Raw genomic sequence first — 18,973 nt, 5'->3', positions numbered from 1 at the left:
GGTTCGCCGGAAAAGAGCGAAGAAATCTCGCACACTGCTTCATGAACCGTCGGCGACGCGCCGAACGGAACGGCGTACGCCTCGGCTCCAAGGACGGGCCGGCAAAGAGACCCCTCAGGGAGGAACTACTCATGGGTCTTCGTATCAACCAGAACATCGCCGCGCAGAACGCCTACCGGAACCTGTCGGTCACCGACAGCCAGATGTCGAAGTCGCTGGAGAAGCTGTCCAGCGGTTTCCGGATCAACCGGGCGGCGGATGACGCGGCCGGCCTCTCGATCTCCGAGGGCCTGCGCTCGCAGATCGGCGGTCTCAAGGTCGCCGTCCGCAACACCCAGGACGGCGTGAGCGTCGCACAGACCGCTGAGGGCTCGCTGAACGAGGTCACCTCGATCCTCCAGCGCATGCGTGACCTGTCGGTGCAGACGGCGAACTCGGGCGCCACCGACACCGAGGCCGCCAAGGCCTCGAACAAGGAGATGCAGCAGCTGAACGCGGAGCTCGACCGCATCGGCGACACCACCGCCTTCGGCAAGTCCAAGCTGCTGGGCGGCGCCTTCGGCTCCACCCACAAGACCGAGGCCGGCACCTCGCAGAGCGCGCAGGACATCAAGGACGCGATGGTCGACACGACCTTCACCATCGACAAGATCGGTGGCAAGGAGATCGTGGACGCCGACGGCAATGCCGCGCCGATCACGGTCGACATCAAGGCCACGGACTTCACGAGCGCCAAGGCCGAGACCGGCCAGGACGCCGCCGCGGTGATCAACGAGAAGATCTCGGGCGCGTTGAAGGCCGCCGGCTACCAGGGCAACGAGCTGTCCGTCTCGGCCCGAACCAAGATGGAGGACGTCAGCGGCACGCCGACCGCGATGACGTCCTTCCAGCTGAACGGCTCCGGCGACTTCGAGACGAGCTTCGCGGCTCTCGGAGTCGGCACCACCACTGAGGCCATCGAGGGTGGTAACAGCGGCAAGTTCCAGGTCGGCGCGAACCGCACCGAGAACATCAACATCAGCATCGGGGCCGTCGACTCGGAGACCCTGGGCACCGGCACTCTCGACCTCACGAAGGACCCGGACGCTGCCATCGACGTGATCGACAAGGCGATCCAGTCGGTCTCCGACAGCCGGGCCTCGCTCGGTGCTGTCCAGAACCGCTTCGAGCACACCATCAACAACCTGAACGTGGCGGTGGAGAACCTGTCCGCGTCGGAGTCGCGTATCCGTGACACCGACATGGCGCAGGAGATGGTCTCCTTCACCCGTTCGCAGATCCTCACCCAGGCCGGCACCTCGATGCTGTCGCAGGCCAACCAGTCGGCGCAGAACGTTCTCTCGCTGCTGCGCTAACCGAATTGCCACCGCCGGGAGCTGAATCTTCCGGCCGTGTGACCGAATAGGTGGGGGAGACGGCGGAACATGCCGGCTCCCCCACTTTGTTTTGCAGCACCTCTTTCGCACCGAAAGGCAGGCGCCCGTGTCCACTTCGGTTGACGGCCTAGTCAGTGGTCTCAGCACGTCGAACGTGATCTCGCAGCTCATGCAGGTCGAGGCGGCCCCGCAGAACCGGCTCAAGACCAAGGTCTCCACGGCGCAGACCGCTGTCACCTCCTACCAATCGGTCAACTCCAAGCTCTCCGCCCTCAAGACCGCCGCCGAGGACATCGGCAAGCTCGCCACCTGGCGCGCCGTGAAGCCGACGTCGAGCTCGGCCACCGTGACGGCCACCGCGACCGGCGGCACCAACACCGCCTCCGGCACCACGATCTTCAACGTGGGCGCCCTGGCCAGCAATCAGATCAACACGGCTCGGGTCGCCAAGGACGGCGACATCACCGGCGCGAGCACGATCGAGTTCACCGTCGGCGGCACCGCCAAGACGGTGAACCTCGGCGAGACCAAGACCGCCCAGGGCGTCGCCGACGCGATCAACGCGGCCGGCATCGGCGTCAAGGCCGTCCTGGTCCAGACCGGCGGCAGCGAGAACATCCTCCAGCTCAGCGGGGCCAAGACCGGCACCGCGGCCGCTTTCAGCGTCGACAGCGGGCTCGACGGCATCTCCCTGGCCGAGGTGGCGCAGGCCAAGGACGCCCGCCTCGACATCGGCGGCGGCGAAGGCGTCCCCGGCGGCTACAGCGTCACGAGTGCCACCAACACCTTCACCACGCTGATGCCGGGCGTCACGATCAGCGTCTCGAAGATGGAGAATGACGTCACGATCAGCGCCGAGTCCGACGTCAGCGGCATGGCCGCGAAGATGCAGGCGCTGGTCGACGCGGTCAACGGCACTCTGACCGAGGTCAAGAACCAGACGGCGTACGACGCCGCGACCAAGAAGAGCTCGCCGCTGACCGGCGACTTCATGGTCCGCAACATGTCGCAGGCGATCCTCAGCAAGATCAGCCTCGGCCTGACCTACGACAACCCGGCCTACGACGAAACGACCAACCCGGGCGTCGACAAGACGCTCAGCACCACGCTGGCCAAGCTCGGCGTCGAGCTCGACCGCACCGGTCAGCTCACCTTCAACACCAACACCTTCAAGGCCAAGTACGCCGAGGACCCGACGGTCTTTCAGGGCGCGGCCATCGCGTTCGGCGACCAGATGCGGGAGCTGTCGCTCGACCAGACGAAGAACGTCACCTCCGTGATCACCGGCCGCAACAACGAGATCGACAGCCTCACCAGCCAGATCAACAACTGGGACCTCCGGCTGGAGGCGCGCAAGGCGGCGCTTCAGAAGACGTACTCGGACCTGGAGGTCTCCCTCGGCAAGATGAAGCAGCAGTCGACCTGGCTCGCCGGACAGCTCTCCGGTCTCTGACCCGCCCTCACCCACCAGCCCGTCCGCACCTGACCGAGGAGAACCATGGCCGCCCCGAACATGCGTGACCGCTACCTGCAGGACTCGATCAACACCGCCTCGCCCGCCAAGCTGCTGATCATGCTCTACGACCGCCTGATCCTCGACCTGATGCAGGGCGAGGAGGCGCTGCGGGCCGGCGAGCTGGAGGTGGCCCACGAGAAGATCACCCACGCTCAGGAGATCGTCATCGAGCTGCAGGTCAGCCTCGACGTCGAAGCCTGGTCGGGCGCGCCCGGCCTGGCCAACCTCTACGGCTACGTCCTCACCGAGCTGATCGGGGCCAACATCGCCAAGGACGCCGATCGGGTGGCCGCCGTCCGCGGTTTCCTCGAGCCGCTGCGCGACGCCTGGCGAGAGGCGGCCGCCTCGGCGGTCGCCGGCTGAGCGACCGGTGACCTCCTCGAGCGGCGCCTGGAACGGCGCGTGGAGCGCGGCCCTCGACGAGCTGGAGCTCGACGTGGCCATGGTCGAGGCGATGCTCGCCGACGAGCACCGCCATGCCGAGACGCCGCCGGCCAGCCTGTGGAAGCCGCCGACCGATCTCGGAGCGCTGCCGCTGGAGCTCAAGCCGCGCGCCGACGAGATCCTCACCAGGCAGCTCAAGGCCGCTCAGGAGATCGCCCGGCGGTTGACCGCCAACCGCCAGCAGATCGCGGTGACGACCCGGATCGAGACCGGCGAGGCGGTCAAACGGCCGCTCTACGTAGATCGGGCCATGTGAACGTCCCGGGAACCCCATGGGGTTCCCGGGACTTTTGCGTGCAACCAGTCAGCAACCGTTTGACGCTCAGCGGATCGGCGGTCAGGCCGAACTGCATGGTACGAGCAACGGATTGCTCCCCGGATCGCCACGGAACGGCACCTTGACTCTCCATGCAAGGAGCTGCTGTGTTCGACGACGTCTCCTCGAACTCCCTGAAGGTCGCGGTCGCTGGGCTCGCGCAGCGGCAGAGCGCCATCGCCAACAACATCGCCAACATCGAGACCCCCGGCTACCGGGCCCGTAAGGTCGAATTCGAGGATGCGCTGCGCAGCGCCGTCGCGAAGGGCATGTCCCCGCTCGGCGTCGCCCCGAACGTCCAGAACTCGCTGGAGCCCACGCGGCTCAACGGCAGCAACGTCAACCTCGACCAGGAGACCATCTCCCACATCGACACGACGATGCGCTACCAGCTGACCATGCGGGCGCTGGACTCCAAGTACTCGATGCTGCGCGAAGCCATCAAGGGAGCCTGACGATGAGTACCTTCAACGCTCTCGGTGTCGCCGGCACCGGCGTCACCGTCTACCGCAAGTGGCTGGACGCGGTGTCCGACAACATCGCCAACATGAACAACGTCAGCCGGACCTCGGAGAACGCGTTCCAGGCCCGCTACGTCGTCGCCCAGGAAGCCCAGGACGGCAACGGCGCCCAGGTCGGCGGCGTGCAGTTCGGCAGCGCCGAGGGTGTCCTGGTGCACGAGCCGGACAACCCGCTCGCCGACGCGCAGGGCTACGTCCGCAAGCCGGACATCGACCTCGGGTCCCAGATGGCCCAGATGATGATGGCGCAGCGTGCCTACCAGGCCAACCTGGCCGTGGTGGACCGCGCCCGTGACTCCTACACCGCGGCGATCAACCTCGGGAAGTGAGGTAGGCCATGACTTCCGCGATCAGCCCGATCGGCGGCTTCTCCAGTGTTCCGGGACTCGACGCGATCACCGGCCCGTCCGGCCCCGAGTCGCTCGCCACCGGCACCACCCGCGCCGAGGAGGCGCAGGGCCCCAACGAGAGTTTCGCCAGCATGCTCTCCCGCGGCCTGGAGAGCGTGCAGGCCAGCCAGAACAACGCCGAGGACCTCGCGACCAAGGTCGCCACCGGCGAGCTGCAGGACCCGGCGCAGTACACGATGGCCGCGAACGAGGCGCAGCTCGGCATGCAGCTCACGCTGGCCGTCCGCAACAAGGCCGTGGAAGCGTTCCAAGAGATCATGAGGATGCAGGCCTGACATGACCGACCGCCTTCCCGCTCCGGTTCGCCGCGTCACGGACACGTTCCGGTCCTTCACCCCGGGACAGAAGGCCGTCACGATCGCGGCAGTCATCGCACTCGTCGTCGGTGCGTATTTCTTCGCCACGTGGGCGTCGAAGCCGAACTACTCGATCCTTTTCAACAACCTGTCGAACAAGGACGCCAGCGCGATCGTCGAGTCGCTGCAGAAGGCCGGCACCAAGTACGAGCTGGCCAACGACGGCCAGACCGTCCTGGTGCCGCAGGACCAAGTGAACGAGCTGCGGCTGTCGCTGAGCAGCGAGGGTCTGCCCGGCGACGCCGGCACCGGCTACTCCCTGCTCGACCAGCAGGGCATCACCACCAGCGACTTCATGCAGCACACGAACTATCAGCGCGCGCTGGAGGGCGAGCTCTCCAACACCATCAAGTCCATCGAGGGCGTCGAGGCGGCCACCGTGCACCTCGTCATCCCGCAGAAGGACGTCTTCGCCGACAACCAGGACGTGCCGACCGCCTCCGTGCTGGTCGCGTCGAGCTCGACCCAGCCGCTGAGCAGCGACCAGGTGCAATCGATCGTGCACCTCGTGGCGTCCAGCGTCGAGGGCCTCGACCCGACCCAGATCACCGTGGCCGGCGCCGACGGCAAGATCCTCTCGACCGGTGGTGGTGCGGCCATCGGCACTGGCGGCGACAGCGGCACCGAGGCGCAGACCGTCGCCTTCCAGAACCGGATGAACAGCTCTCTGCAGAAGCTCGTGGAAAGTCTGGTCGGCGCCGGGCACGCGGTCGTGACGACCAACGCCGTTCTCGACTTCGACCAGGCACAGACGCAGACCAAGACCTACAACTCCGACCCGTCGGTGCCGGCGCTCTCCGAGAGCAACAGCCGCGAGGCGTACAACGGGCAGCAGAACTGCGCCGGCGGCGTCCTCGGCCCGGACAACGTCTCCGGTCCCGGCTGCACCACCGGCAACACCGGCAGCGACGCCGGGCAGTACGAGAACAGCACGAGCGTCAAGAACAACGCGATCAACGAGACCCAGGAGACGCGCAAGAGCGCACCCGGCAAGATCAGCAAGCTCAACGTGGCCGTCCTGCTCGACAGCAGCGTCGCCGGCACGGTCGACCCGGCCCAGGTGCAGCAGCTGGTCAGCGCGGCCGCCGGCATCGACGCCACCCGCGGCGACACCATCGCGGTCAGCGCCATGCCGTTCGACACCAGCGCCGCCCAGGCCGCGCAGAGCGCCCTGAGCGCCTCGACCACGGCCGCGCAGCAGGCCAAGCAGATGTCGCTGATCAAGACCGGCGCGCTCGGCGCGATCGTACTGGCGCTGCTCTTCCTGGCCTGGCGGTTCAGCCGCAAGAGCAAGAAGCGCCGCGGGCTCACCCCGGAGGAGCGCAAGCACCTCGAGGACATGCAGGCCGCACTGGAGGCCCAGCGCCTGGCCGAGCTCAACCAGGCGATCCCCGCCCAGATGCTGGAGGCCGGGGCGACCGCCATGGACGACACGAACGTGCAGGCTCGCCAGGAACGCCAGCGGGAGATCGAGCAGATGGTCAAGGATCAACCTGACGAGATGGCGGTGCTTCTCCGCGGCTGGCTGGCCGCGGACGCGACGCACTGACGCCTTGAGCGGCGGCCGGTGATCGCCGGCCGCCGCCTTTTCTGCCGACGCTCCGAGGGAGTACGCGTTGACCACACCCACACCGGCGCTCACCACCATGTCGATGACGGGCGTGCGCAAGGCCGCCATAATGCTGGTCCAGTTCGGCAAGGAACAGTCCGCGCAGATCATGTCGCAGATGTCCGAGAAAGAGGTCGAGATGATCTCGGCCGAGATCGCCCGGCTCGGCAAACTCGACCCCACGCAGGTCGACGACGTGATGGACGAGTTCTACGCCATGGCGACGACCCGGTACGCCGGGTCGGGCGGAATGGACTACGCCCGCGAGCTGCTCGAGGCCTCGCTGGGCAAGGAGCGGGCCGCGCTCATACTGGACCGGCTCGAAGCCTCGATGAACGACATCCCCTTCAACTTCCTCAGCCACGCCGACCCCCGGCAGCTGCTGTCGTACGTGCAGTACGAGCACCCGCAGACGATCGCGCTGGTGCTCGCGCACATCCCCTCGGCGCTCGCCTCGTCGATCCTGGCCGGCCTCTCGCTGGAGGTGCAGACCGAGGTCGCGCACCGGATCGCGGTCATGGACCGCACCTCGCCGGAGATCATCCGCCAGGTCGAGCAGGCCCTGCAGCGCAAGCTGTCGACAGTGCTCCAGCCGGATGAGCTGTCCACCGTCGGCGGCCTGCAACCGCTGGTCGACATCATCAACCGCGCCGACCGGACGACCGAGCGGCTCATCCTGGAAGCCCTGGACGCCCGCAGCCCCGAGCTGGCCGAGGAGATCCGGCGCCGGATGTTCATGTTCGAGGACATCGTCAACCTGGAGGACCGGGCGATCCAGCTCGTGCTGCGCCAGGTGGAGCCGGCCGACCTCGCCACCGCCCTCAAGGGTGTGCCGGAGACGGTCCGCGAGAAGGTCACCAAGAACCTGTCCGAGCGTGGCCGCGAGAACCTGCTCGAGGAGATCGACCTGCTCGGCCCGGTCAAGGTCAAGATGGTCGAGGAGGCCCAGGCCAAGATCGTGTCGGTCATCCGCTCGCTCGAGGACTCCGGTCAGATCGAGGTTCAGCGCGGCGGCGAGGCCGATGAGCTCATCGCCTGAGAACCGTCCCGTCCTGCGGGGCTCGGTGGCCGACTCGGCCGCCGCCGCCCGCTTCTCGGTCGACCTGCGCACCGGCATACCGGCCGACAGCGACGCCATCGAGCGCGCCAAGCAGCAGGCCCGCACCGCCGGCTACGCCGAAGGCTGGGCGCAGGGCCAGCGCGAGGCGGCCGTCGAGGCGCAGGCCACGGCGGCCCGGGCTCAAGCCAGCGCCCAGGCCTTCGAGCAGCGGCGCGCGGCCGCCCTCGTCCAGGCCGTCAACGCTCTCGGCCGGGCCGTGACCGAGCTGGAGAACCAGCTGATGCCGACCTTCGCCGAGCTCCAGGAGGTGCTGCTGGCGCACGCCTTCGAGCTGGCCGAGGCGATCATCGGCCGGGTCGTGGACGATCCGCAGGGCCGCGGCATGGACGCGCTGCGCCGGGCCATGGCCGCCGCGCCCGACGCCGGGCGCCTGGTGGTCAGCCTGCATCCGGACGATTTCCACACCCTGGTCGGCGAGAACGGCGAAGCCGACTTCGAGTACGAGGGGCGCCAGATCAGCCTGCGCCCCGACGGCGGCCTGCGCCCCGGCGACGCGGTGGCCGAGACCGGCATGGGCACGGTCGACGCCACGATCGCGGCGGCGGTCGACCGGGCCCGCGAGGCGCTGCGAATCTAGGGGGGCACCACATGACGGACGTCTTCCGGCATCGCATGAGCGCGGCGCTCGAAGCGGCCCGGCCACTCACCCGCGGCAAGGTGGTCGGCGCGGTCGGCCTGCGGGTCACGGTGGCCGGCATCGACGCCCGGGTCGGCGACCTGTTGCAGATGGGCGAAGGCCCGGAGGCGGTGTACGCCGAGGTGGCCGCGCTCGACGGCGAGAAACTGTCCTGCCTGCCGCTCGGCCCGATCGCCGGCCTTGGCACCGGCACTCCGGTCGTCAACACCGGCGGTCCGCTGCGGGTGGCCGTCGGCCCCGACCTCCAAGGCCGCATCCTGGACGGTCTCGGCCGCCCGATGGACGGCGGGCCGCCGCTGCGCGGGCAGATGGTCAGCATCGACGCGGCACCCCCGTCGGCGATGGAACGCCAGCTGGTCGACGCGCCGATGCCCTTGGGCGTACGGGTCCTCGACACCCTGGTGCCGTGCGGCCGCGGCCAGCGCATCGGCATCTTCGCCGGCTCCGGCGTCGGCAAGTCGACACTGATGAGCATGATCACGCGCGGCACGTCGGCCCAGCTGAACGTGGTGGCGCTGGTCGGCGAGCGCGGCCGTGAGGTCCGCGAGTTCATCGAACACGACCTGGGCGAGGAAGGCCTGGCCCGGTCGGTGGTGGTGATCGCGACCTCGGACACGCCACCCCTGGTGCGGCTGCGGGCCGGAGCGGTGGCCACCCGGATCGCCGAGTACTACCGGGACGAGGGCGCCGACGTCCTGCTGATGATGGACAGCGTGACCCGTGCCGCCATGGCCCAACGCGAGGTCGGTCTGTCGGTCGGCGAACCCCCGGCCACCCGCGGATATCCACCGTCGGTCTTCGCGATGCTGGCCTCGCTGCTGGAACGGGCCGGCCCGGGCGCGCGGGGCAGCATCACCGGCCTCTACACCGTGCTGGTCGAGGGCGACGACCACAACGAGCCCATCGCCGACGCGGCCCGCTCGATCCTCGACGGCCACATCGTGCTCGACCGCAAACTGGCCACCGCCGGCCACTTCCCCAGCATCCAGGCCCTCGACTCGATCTCCCGCGTAGCCAACAAAATCACCACCCCCCAGCAGAAGGCGGACGCCACCGAGATCCGCCGTTTGATGGCCGCCCACCGCGACATCCGCGAACTGGTCGAAATCGGCGCCTACGTGCCAGGAACCAACCCGGACGCCGACCGCGCCACCGCCATCTGGCCGCACATCAACGCCTTCCTCCGCCAGGGCCTGGACGAACGAGTAACCGCCGAACAGGCCTGGGCCCAGCTGCACGCCCTGATCGAGGCCGCCGGCGCCTGACCCAAGCCCCGCACCCGAGGACAGACAGGCAGACAGACCCCGCCCTCCCAGGGGGACCCCCACCTGCAGAGAAATCCTCCCGAAAAACACAAGATCGTGCGCCCGCCCTGTGGATAGAACAGAACGCCTGTGGACAGAGCCCACCACCGCCCAGGGCAGCGCTTCAGGCACGCACGGGACGAAGCGGCCAGCGCACGGGCGAAGCGGCCGGGCACGCGGGCGAAGCGGCCGGGCACGCGGGCGAAGCGGCCGGGCACGCGGGCGAAGCGGCCGGGCACGCGGGCGAAGCGGCCGGGCACGCGGGCGAAGCGGCCGGCGCGCACCGAGCGGAACTGCCAGCGCTGAACAAAGCTGCCAACACACGGGCAAAGCAGCCGGCGGGCACAGGGCGGAACTACCAGCATGGGACGGAGCGGCCGGCACGCAGGATGGCACTGCCAGCACGGGACCAAGGCACCAGCGCACGGCAAGGCAGTCGGCGGGCAGAGGGTGCCAGCACGGGGCGAAGCGGCTAGCGCACGGGAGCGAACTGCCAGCAGGCACGGGGTGAAGCCCCTCAACGCGCACGGGGTGGAACCGCCGGTCGGTAGGCCATGAGCCCCACCCGCGATGCGAAGCGACGCCAGCCAGCTCAGTTGCAGCTCGGGTGCAAGGGCTCAGCGATTCGGTGTACGGGCCGACCGGGTGAGGTGAGGGCGCCATGTGCCCGTGTGCCAGGGAGGCGATCTTGAACCGATTCTTCCGACTCTCGCCCGTGTTGCGCGCCCGCAAGGCGCAGGAGGATGTCGCCCGGGGTGCCGTCAACCAGTCGCGGGCCGAGATCCGTCATGCTGAGGCCCTGGTCAAGCGCCGCCACCTCGATCTGGTCGGCTCCGAGGCGCCCACCGAGGGGACCGCCCGTTCCATCGTCGCGGGGATCGTGGCCCGGCAGTCGCTGGCCGCTTCTCTCATGGGTGCCCAGCGCATGGTGGCCGAGGCCGAGGAGCTCGAGCGTGAGCGCATGGCCGTGCTGGCCGATGCGGCCAAGCGCCGCCGGGCCGTCGAGATGATGGCCGAGCGGCACGCCGACATGGTGCGTGCCCACGATCTGCGTAAGGACCAGGCCAACCTGGATGAGCTGGCGATGACGAGCAAGGCGCGCAACGCCGCCCGGGGTGGCGGGAGCGAGGCGTGAGGGGCGTCGCCGGGGTGCTCAACCGCATCCAGGAGCTTCAGGGCCAGCTCGGCCTGACCCCCGTCAGCTCGGCGCCGGGCACCACCGGCACCGCCGCCAACGGCACCGTGACCACGGCCGGTGGCAGCACTTTCGCCTCGGCGCTGGCGAGCGCCACCGGCGGCGCGCCCAGCATGCGCCTCAACAGCGCGGCCACCGGGCAGTCGGTGGTGGACGCCGCCAAGAAATATCTGGGCACGCCGTACGTGTTCGGCAGCACCGACCCGGACAAGGGCCTGGACTGTTCGTCGCTGGTGCAGCGGGCCTTCGCCGATCTCGGCATCAAGGTGCCGCGCCTGTCGTATCAGCAGGCCAAGGTGGGCGAGGCGGTGCCAAATCTGGCGCAGGCCAAGCCGGGCGACATCCTCGCCTTCGACTCGCCCGTCGATCATGTCGCCATCTACGTCGGTGACAACAAGATGATCGCGGCGCCCAAGCCGGGCGACCAAGTCAAGATCCAGAGTGTGTACGAGAAACCGACGCACATCCGCCGGGTCGTGTCGGACGCCGACACGGGGGCGGTGGCCGCGCAGAACGCCGCGGCGGCGGTCCGCCCGGCGAGTCTTCGGGGTGGCGGCTCCCTGGAAGGCGTGCCCTACGCGGATCTCTTCGTTCAGGCCGGCAACCGGTACGGCGTCTCGCCGAAGTTGCTGGCGGCGGTAGCCAAGGTCGAATCGGGGTACAACCCGGAGGCGGTCAGCAAGGTCGGCGCGCAGGGCCTGATGCAGATCATGCCGTCGACGGCGAAGGGCCTCGGCGTCAAGAACGCGTTCGACCCGGAGCAGGCCATCAACGGCGCCGCCAAGCTGCTCGCCCGCAACTTGCGGGAGTTCAAGTCGCTGCCGCTGGCCCTGGCCGCCTACAACGCCGGCGGCGGCGCGGTGCACAAGTATGGCGGCATCCCGCCGTTCTCGGAGACCCAGGCGTACGTCCCGAAGGTCCAGAAGGCTCTCGCCGCGCTGGGCGGCTGAGCCGATCACAGGGCCACACCGAGGAGAAGTCTCATGAAGAGCCCGAATTCCGTCAGCGGAGCGGACCGCGCCTCGATCGCCGACATCGGACGCCGTCCGGGCGCCAAGCGCGGCGAGGGCGGTGACGAGTTCGACTCCGCGCTGTCGGCCGAGCTGACCCGCCCGGGCCGGGACGACGGGCGGCAGGGCCGGGCGGACGAGCGGCGCGCCGCCGACCGGGCCGCCACCGACCGCGCGGCCGAGCGGGCCGCGGACCGGGCCACCGAGCAGGCCGCCGATCAGCGGGCCGCCGCCGGCCGCAGCGCCTTGCAGCGCGAGGTTGCGGAGCGGGCGCGCCTCAACCGGTCCGACGCCGACCGGGCCGCAGCCGACCGGGCCGCAGCCGACCGGGCCGCAGCCGACCGGCGCGCGGCCACCGACCGCCGCGACATGACCGACCGCCGCACGGACCGGGCCGACCGGCCGGACCGGACGGATCGGGCTGACCGAGGAGACCGGACGGATCGGGCTGACCGGGGAGACCGAGCAGACCGGGCCGACCGGGCCGACCGGGCCGACCGGGCCGAGGGAACGGGCCGAGGGGATCGCGCGGACAGAAACGACCGGACCGACCGAGCGGACGGGACCGGCCGGGCCGACCGTGCGGACGACCGGCGTACGACCGGCGACGAGGACGGCCAGCGGGCCGGCACCGAGCGGGCCGACGGCGACCGGCCCGGGGACGAGCAGACCGAGGGCACGCAGGCCGCTGGCACGCGCGCCGGTTCGAAGCGGGCCGACGGCACCGGTTCTCCGGACGCCGCCGAGGCGACCGACGCCGAGTCGCAAGCCGGTGAGGCCACGGCGGCACCGGAGGTGAAGGCGGCCGAGACGCCCGGCGCGGCGATGCTCGCCCAGACCGGAACCCTGGCCGGGGCCCTGGCCGCCGCCACCACGGGACCGGCCCAGGCCACCCAGCCCGCCGCCACCGGCCAGCAGACCACCACGGAGACTCAGGGCGGCCGGAGTTCGGCGATCGGCGGGGTCACGCTCACCGGCGGCTCGGCCACGCCCACAGCGGCCGCCGCGACACCGGCCGGCCCCGGCCTGCCACCGACCGGCGCCCACCTGAACCCCGAGGCGCAGGCCGCCGCCGCCCAGGCGGCCACTGGCCGTTCGGCGCTCGGCCTGGGCAGCGGCAGCGGCGGCGCCGTCGCCGGTGCCGGTGCCCAGCCCGGTCTGGCGGGCCAGCCCGGCACGCCCATTCCGGCCGAGTTCGCCGCACAGCTCGCGCAGGACGGCGTGTCGGTGATGACCCCGGCCACCGCCCTGGACGGGCCGGGACGGCTCGCCCTCCAGGACCCCGCCGCGACTCTCACGGGAGCGGCCACGGCCGCGACGGCGACCGCGACCGCGGGGACCGGGCCGGCGGAGACGGCCGGCACACCGGCGACCGGCGCGGAAGCGACGGGCACGGTGACGACGCCGGCTCCGGCCGCGACTTCGGCCGACGCCACACCGGCCGCACCCACCGACGTACAAAATCAGGGCGAAACCGCGCCCACCGCCAATCCGGTCAATCCGGCCGCCGCGCCCGGTGTGGCGCCCGACGGCGCCGCCAATCCCGGCGCGCTCGGACAGGCCGGGATGGCCGGCGTCTCCGGACCGCAGGCCGCCGCGCCGGCCGCACCCACCGCCGCGGCCGCGCCGCCGCCTCCGCCGGCCCAGGTGCCCAGCCCGCCCGCCGCCCAGCTCGCGATGCGGATCGTCCCGCTCAAGCTGGACGCCGACGGCGTGCACCGGCTGACCGTCCACCTGCACCCGGTCGACCTCGGGCCGGTCCAGGTGGTGGCCGAGATCCGCAACGGCGACATCACCGTGCAGCTCTCCGGCAGCACCGACGCCGGCAACGAAGCCCTGCGCAACGCCATGGACGACCTGCGCCGCGAGCTCAACGACGCCGGCTTCGGCAACACCAACCTCGACCTGCGGCAGGGCAACCAGCAGGAGCAGGCCCGGCAGCAGTTCGCGGCGAGCTTGTCCGGCGCGGGCCGGGCCGAGCGGGCCGAGACCGCCCTGCCGACCGAGCCGGCCCCGGCGATCCGGCGGGCCGCCCCGGGCGACAGCCGCCTGGACATCCACGCCTGACCGGCCCGGATACGAGAAAAGGACCGGCGAAAAGCCGGTCCTTCTCTCTGTCGATCAAGCTTCCTTGCCCTCGAGCGGCGTCGGCGTCACCGGTGTGCCCTGCTCCTCGTCCTTGCGGCCGTAGCCGGCGGTGACGAAGCGCAGCCCGGCCAGGAGCAGGGCCGCGATCGGCACGGCGATGATGAAGCGGATCAGCACCTGGGTGATGTCGACCTCGTCGAGCACGTAGCGGTAGAGCGCCGGCGCGCTCATCAGGAGCGCGAACAGCAGGACCGACGGGCGTATCACGGCTGGCGGGCCGATCGGGTGACCCGGCGGGGCGCGGCCGCGACCGGCGCCACGTCGGAGGCGATCCGCGCGCAGAGCATGGCGGCCCAGGCGTGCGGGGTGGCCGGCCGATCGTCCAGCGAGTAGATCGGCAGGTCCAGGCCGAGCACCGAGCCCGGATCGGCGGTCAGCTCGACGCTGTGCACGACCAGGGCCTCGACCTCACCGAGGGTGCGCAGGTGACGGGCGGTGTCCGCGGTCTTGCGGGTGGCGTCGACGACGCCCCAGAGCGCGGTGGCGCCGATCGCGTCGCACATCTCGTTCACCCAGAGCGGGTCGGTGCCGCCGACCGGGGCGTCCAGGACGACGACCCACGACTGCTCGGCCTGGTGCAGCTTCTCGGCGCGGGCCTCGGCCGCCTCGGCGGTGGAGATCAGCCGGGACGAGTGCAGCCCGGTGCCGGCCGTCGACGGCGCGGCCAGCAGCAGGTGGTTCTCCGGCACGTCGATGTTCTCGAGGAGCTGCCGGGCGATCGGCACCGCGATGTTGATGTCGCCGGCCAGGACCAGGATCTCGCCCGGGCCGTCCGGGATGTTCGGCGCCGACGGGCGGGCCGCCAGCACGCTCAGCACACCGGCGTACGTGTCGGAGCCGGTGATCTGCCGGGCCATCGCCTCGGGCATGCCGACCGAGACCAGGTTGCTGACCACCTGCTCCGAGGCCGACGGCGGCTCGGGGGTGGCGGGCACCGCCGAGACCGGCGTGACCTGCCGGAACTCGTAGGCGTCGGGCGCAGGCGAAGGGGCCGGCGGCTCGTCCACCTCGACCTCGACGGCCGCGAACCCGCCGATGTGCTCGGCCAGGTTGTGCCCGTGGGCCGGCGACTGCGGTGCCGCCTCGGCCACGGGGGCCGGGGGCGGCGTGGTGGCCGCGGCCGGCGACTGGGGCTTGATGTTCTGCATAGGCGGCGGCTCGAAGGCAGGCGGCGGCTCAAAGGCAGGCGGCGGCTCAAAGGCAGGCGGCGGCTCGAAGGCCTGCGGTGTGGCCGGCTTGGCGCCCGCGTTCACCGCCGACTCGGTCGCCGCGGCCGGGCGGAACGGCCGTACCGTCGGCGTCTCCTCCCGCGGCGGCGGCTTGGGCCGCGACCGCTCGGTGGCCGTGCCACCGGTGGCGTCGAGCCCGGCCATCAGCTCGGCGAACGCCGCGCCGGTGTCCCCGATGGCGGCGTGCCGGCCCGCGTCGGCGTCGAAGTCCGCCGGCGGCTTGGGCCGGGCCGCGGCGAAGGACGCCGGGGTCACCGAGCGGGGCGTGGCCGTGCCGAACGCCGGGCGTGCCGGCTCGTCCATCCGGTCCTGCGACTCGGCCCGTTCGAGGAGCCGTTCCAAGCTGTGCTGGCCGCTGTCGGCCGTCTTCGATCGTGGCATGTCGTTCCCGTCCTCGTTCCCGTCCGGCACTTCCACGGAAAGCTCGTAATGCTGCTTCGCGAAGAAGCCGCCGACGCCGCCACTGCGGACCTTGTCGGCTGAGATGATCCGGACACGGGAGCCGTACTCATCGCGCACCTGAGCCAGCAACGGCTCGATGGCCGGCCCCTCAAGCAGCACCCGCGTAGGCACCGTTCACCACTCCTATCGTCTCGATCTGTGCTGTGGAACCAGAGATTTCGCCGTACGACAGCACCTGCACCCGGCGGGAGCCGGCGCGCAGTAGCCGCATCAGTGGCAGCCGCAGCTGTGGCGAGCAGGCCAGCACCGGTGCCAGTCCCTGCTGTTCCGCGGTCTCGGCGAGCCGGGCCGCCTCGGTGACGATCGCCTCGGCACGCATGCCGTCGATCGCCATGAAGGCGCCGGTCTCGCTGGGCCGCAGCGATTCGAGCAGTTGTTGCTCGAGCATGGGGTCGAGCGTGATCACCGTGAGCCGGCCGCCGGTCGCGTACTGGGCGGCGATCGCCGGGCCCAGCGCGCCGCGGGCGGCCTCGACCAGGGAGTCGGGGTCGACGGTGTGTTTCGCTCGAAGGGAGAGCGCTTCGAAGATGCGGACCAGGTCGCGGATCGGCACGCCCTCGTCGAGCAGTGCCTGGAGCACCTTCTGGATCTGGCCGAGGCTGAGGATCGACGGGGTCAGCTCCTCCACCACGACCGGGTGGGTGCGCTTGACCATCTCGGTCAGCGCCCGCACGTCCTCGCGGCCGAGCAGGCGGCTCGCGTTGCTCCGGACGACCTCGGCCAGGTGCGTGATGATCACGCTGGCCCGGTCGACGACCGTCGCGCCGGAGAGCTCGGCCTGATAGTGCAGCTCGGAGGGGACCCACTTGCCGGGCAGGCCGAAGACGGGCTCCACGCCGGCCCGGCCGGGCAGGCCCTGCAGGCCGTCGCCGATCGCGAGCACGGTGCCGGGCGGCGCCTCGCCGGTGCCGGCGTCCACCCCCGAGATCCGGATGGCGTACGAGGAAAGTGGCAGGTCGAGGTCGTCGCGGGTGCGCACCGGCGGCATGATCACGCCGAGCTCCATCGCCATCTTGCGGCGCAGGGCGCGGACCCGGTCGAGCAGGTCACCGCTGCTGGCGTCGACCAGGTCGACCAGGTCGGGCGAGAGGGCGAGCTCGAGCGGGTCGACCCGCATCTCGCCGAGCAGCTGCTCGGGCGAGTCGGCCGGCGGCATCTCGACCGCCTCGGCCGCGGCCACCTCGGCCTCCGGCACCGGGTCCTTGATCCGCTGGGCGAAGACCAGGACGGCCACGCCGACCACGAGGAAGGGCAGCTTGGGCAGGCCCGGGATGATGCAGAGGGCGAGGGCGGCGGCGCCGCCGATGCGCAGCGCCAGCTTGTTCTGGCTGAGCTGGGCGGTGACGCTGGAGCCCATGTCGCCCGAGGTGGCCGAGCGGGTCACGATCAGACCGGTGGCCACCGAGAGCAGCAGGGCGGGGATCTGCGAGACCAGGCCGTCGCCGATGCTCAGCAGGCTGTAGTGGTTCATCGCGTCGGAGGCCGACATGCCCTGCTGGGCGACGCCGATCGCGAAACCGCCGACCAGGTTGATCAGCGTGATGATGATGGCGGCGATGGCGTCGCCCTTGACGAACTTCGAGCCACCGTCCATCGCGCCGTAGAACTCGGCCTCCTCGGCCACCTCGGCCCGGCGCTTCTTGGCCTGGTCCTCGTCGATGAGGCCGGCGTTGAGGTCGGCGTCGATGGCCATCTGCTTGCCGGGCATGGCGTCGAGGGTGAAGCGGGCGCCGACCTCGGCCACCCGCTCGGCGCCCTTGGTGACCACGACCATCTGGACGATGACCAGGATCAGGAAGATCACCAGGCCGATGACGAGGTTGCCACCGACGACGAAGCTGCCGAAGGCGTGGATCACCTTGCCGGCGTCGCCGTCGCGCAGCACCAGCCGGGTGGCGCTGATGTTGAGCGCGAGCCGGAACAGGGTGGCCACCAGCAGCAGGGCCGGGAAGACCGAGAAATCCAGCGGCTTCTGTACGAACATGCTGGTCAGCAGGATCAGCAGGGCCGCCGTGATGTTGACCGCGAGCAGCAGGTCCAGCAGGAAGGTCGGCAGCGGCACGACCATCATGAGGATGATGCCGATGACCCCGACGGGCACGGCAAGCCGGCTGAGATTGCGGTTCTTCACGGCACCTCCCAGGAGTGGTCGCCGTCGGCTCACTTACGAGCCGATCTTCTCGCGTTCGCGGTACCGATGTGAGGAAATCTCCGTATTTCGTGTTATGCGGCGGCTGAGGCGGAATTGGGGCTGCGGTGCAGGCCTGCCGCCGAGCCCTTGGCCTTCAGGCTCATCACGAACGCCAGCACCTTGGCCACCGAGCCGAAGAAGTCGGCCGGGATCTCGGCGCCGACCTCGGTGCCGGCGTAAAGGGCCCGGGCCAGCGGCACGTCCTCGACCATCGGCACCCGGTGCTCGGCCGCCAACTCGCGGATCTTGAGCGCGAGCGGGCCCTGGCCCTTGGCCACCACCCGGGGCGCGCCCTTCTGCGGCTCGTAGCGCAGCGCCACCGCGACGTGGGTCGGGTTGACCAGCACCACGTCGGCCGTCGGCACGTCGGCCATCTGCCGGTTGCGGGCCATCGCCATCTGCCGGGCGCGGATCTGCGCCTTGATCAGCGGGTCGCCCTCGGTGTTCTTGTACTCCTGCTTGACCTCTTCCTTCGTCATCCGCAGCTGCTTGTTGGTGCGGCGGCGGACCACGAAGTAGTCGGCGGCGGCCATCACGATGCCGGCCACCGAGGCGGCCCGGATCAGGCCCAGGATCGAGTCGGTGACCTCGCCGAGCAGCGAGGTGAGCGGAAGCTGCCCGGCGGTCATCAGCACCGGGATGACGTCCTTGGTCGTCGTGTAGAGCACGCCGGCCAGCACGGACGTCTTGACCAGGGCCTTGATGCCCTCCCAGAGCGCCTGCGGCCCGAACATCCGCTTGATGCCGGGCAGCGGGTTGAGCCGGCTGAACTTCGGGATGAACAGCTTGGTCGCGACCCGGATGCCGCCCTGGGCGCCGGCCGCGGCCACGCCGACCGCCATCATCGTCATGGCCAGCGGCAGCACGGCCCAGGCGGCGCCGAACATCGCCTCTTTGAGGATGTAGAGGGCCTGCGACGGCTGGGGGTTCGCGATGACGTCGGGGACCTGGACCATGACCTCCTCGGCGTGCTTCATGGCCGATTCCATGGTCCGCGGCAGCAGGATGCTCGCCGCGAGCATGCCGAACCAGGCGCCGATGTCCTGCGTACGGCCGATCTGTCCTTCGCGTTTGGCTTTCTTGAGTTTCTGTGGTGTCGGCTGTTCGGTCTTCTCGCCCGACATCGCGC

Annotated in this window: 18 protein-coding genes; 14 read left to right on the top strand and 4 right to left on the bottom strand. The window is 70.6% G+C overall.

What is annotated here, in order from left to right; genetic code table 11:
- Positions 1–131 precede the first annotated feature (131 nt).
- From CRP55_RS02080 to CRP55_RS55530, 14 genes are all read left to right on the top strand, one after another.
- The gene (locus CRP55_RS02080; RefSeq protein WP_097317726.1) at positions 132–1,355 is read left to right on the top strand and encodes a flagellin N-terminal helical domain-containing protein; all 1,224 of its coding nucleotides are present in this window, start codon (positions 132–134) and stop codon (positions 1,353–1,355) included.
- Between the two features lie 127 nt (positions 1,356–1,482).
- Positions 1,483–2,829, top strand: a complete 1,347-nt coding sequence (gene fliD, locus CRP55_RS02075; protein WP_097317725.1) for a flagellar filament capping protein FliD — start codon at positions 1,483–1,485, stop codon at positions 2,827–2,829.
- 45 nt (positions 2,830–2,874) lie between these two features.
- Entirely contained in the window at positions 2,875–3,255 is a 381-nt protein-coding gene (fliS, locus tag CRP55_RS02070; RefSeq protein ID WP_097317724.1) for a flagellar export chaperone FliS, read from the top strand.
- Between the two features lie 7 nt (positions 3,256–3,262).
- Positions 3,263–3,592 carry a hypothetical protein gene (locus CRP55_RS02065; RefSeq protein ID WP_097317723.1) on the top strand — a complete coding sequence of 110 codons (330 nt, stop codon included), beginning with the start codon at positions 3,263–3,265 and terminating at the stop codon, positions 3,590–3,592.
- A gap of 167 nt (positions 3,593–3,759) precedes the next feature.
- Entirely contained in the window at positions 3,760–4,107 is a 348-nt protein-coding gene (gene flgB / locus CRP55_RS02060) for a flagellar basal body rod protein FlgB (RefSeq protein ID WP_097317722.1), read from the top strand.
- 2 nt (positions 4,108–4,109) lie between these two features.
- Positions 4,110–4,502: a flagellar basal body rod protein FlgC gene (locus CRP55_RS02055; protein WP_097317721.1), complete on the top strand. Its 393-nt coding sequence runs from the start codon at positions 4,110–4,112 to the stop codon at positions 4,500–4,502.
- Between the two features lie 8 nt (positions 4,503–4,510).
- A complete protein-coding gene (gene fliE, locus CRP55_RS02050) occupies positions 4,511–4,858 on the top strand; it encodes a flagellar hook-basal body complex protein FliE (protein WP_097317720.1) in 348 nt (115 codons plus the stop codon).
- Position 4,859: 1 nt separating this feature from the next.
- Entirely contained in the window at positions 4,860–6,488 is a 1,629-nt protein-coding gene (gene fliF, locus CRP55_RS02045; RefSeq protein ID WP_097317719.1) for a flagellar basal-body MS-ring/collar protein FliF, read from the top strand.
- 67 nt (positions 6,489–6,555) lie between these two features.
- Positions 6,556–7,587: a flagellar motor switch protein FliG gene (gene fliG / locus CRP55_RS02040; RefSeq protein WP_245922739.1), complete on the top strand. Its 1,032-nt coding sequence runs from the start codon at positions 6,556–6,558 to the stop codon at positions 7,585–7,587.
- Positions 7,571–8,245, top strand: coding sequence for a FliH/SctL family protein (locus CRP55_RS02035; protein WP_097317718.1), 675 nt, complete (start codon positions 7,571–7,573; stop codon positions 8,243–8,245). The genes fliG and CRP55_RS02035 overlap by 17 nt, the downstream gene beginning before the upstream one ends.
- An 11-nt stretch (positions 8,246–8,256) precedes the next feature.
- Positions 8,257–9,570: a FliI/YscN family ATPase gene (locus CRP55_RS02030; protein WP_097317717.1), complete on the top strand. Its 1,314-nt coding sequence runs from the start codon at positions 8,257–8,259 to the stop codon at positions 9,568–9,570.
- Positions 9,571–10,297: 727 nt separating this feature from the next.
- Entirely contained in the window at positions 10,298–10,744 is a 447-nt protein-coding gene (locus CRP55_RS02020) for a flagellar FliJ family protein (RefSeq protein ID WP_097317716.1), read from the top strand.
- On the top strand, positions 10,741–11,754 hold the full coding sequence (locus CRP55_RS02015; RefSeq protein WP_097317715.1) for a transglycosylase SLT domain-containing protein: 1,014 nt from the start codon (positions 10,741–10,743) through the stop codon (positions 11,752–11,754). The genes CRP55_RS02020 and CRP55_RS02015 overlap by 4 nt, the downstream gene beginning before the upstream one ends.
- A 33-nt stretch (positions 11,755–11,787) precedes the next feature.
- The gene (locus tag CRP55_RS55530; protein ID WP_097317714.1) at positions 11,788–13,881 is read left to right on the top strand and encodes a flagellar hook-length control protein FliK; all 2,094 of its coding nucleotides are present in this window, start codon (positions 11,788–11,790) and stop codon (positions 13,879–13,881) included.
- 54 nt (positions 13,882–13,935) lie between these two features.
- On the opposite strand, the gene CRP55_RS02005 is transcribed toward CRP55_RS55530, so the two are convergent.
- The 4 genes from CRP55_RS02005 to CRP55_RS01990 form a co-directional block, all read right to left on the bottom strand.
- Positions 13,936–14,169, bottom strand: coding sequence for a hypothetical protein (locus tag CRP55_RS02005; RefSeq protein WP_097317713.1), 234 nt, complete (start codon positions 14,167–14,169; stop codon positions 13,936–13,938).
- Entirely contained in the window at positions 14,166–15,752 is a 1,587-nt protein-coding gene (locus CRP55_RS02000; protein WP_097317712.1) for a flagellar biosynthesis protein FlhF, read from the bottom strand. Before CRP55_RS02000 ends, CRP55_RS02005 begins: the two co-directional genes overlap by 4 nt.
- Positions 15,742–17,784 carry a flagellar biosynthesis protein FlhA gene (gene flhA / locus CRP55_RS01995; RefSeq protein ID WP_097317711.1) on the bottom strand — a complete coding sequence of 681 codons (2,043 nt, stop codon included), beginning with the start codon at positions 17,782–17,784 and terminating at the stop codon, positions 15,742–15,744. Before flhA ends, CRP55_RS02000 begins: the two co-directional genes overlap by 11 nt.
- Positions 17,785–17,876: 92 nt before the next feature.
- A complete protein-coding gene (locus CRP55_RS01990; protein ID WP_097317710.1) occupies positions 17,877–18,968 on the bottom strand; it encodes an EscU/YscU/HrcU family type III secretion system export apparatus switch protein in 1,092 nt (363 codons plus the stop codon).
- Positions 18,969–18,973: the final 5 nt, after the last annotated feature.

Source organism: Paractinoplanes atraurantiacus (assembly GCF_900215205.1).
Lineage (GTDB): Bacteria > Actinomycetota > Actinomycetes > Mycobacteriales > Micromonosporaceae > Actinoplanes > Actinoplanes atraurantiacus.
The sequence above is the reverse complement of the archived record's forward strand: the minus strand, read 5'-3'. Positions and strand labels throughout refer to the sequence as shown.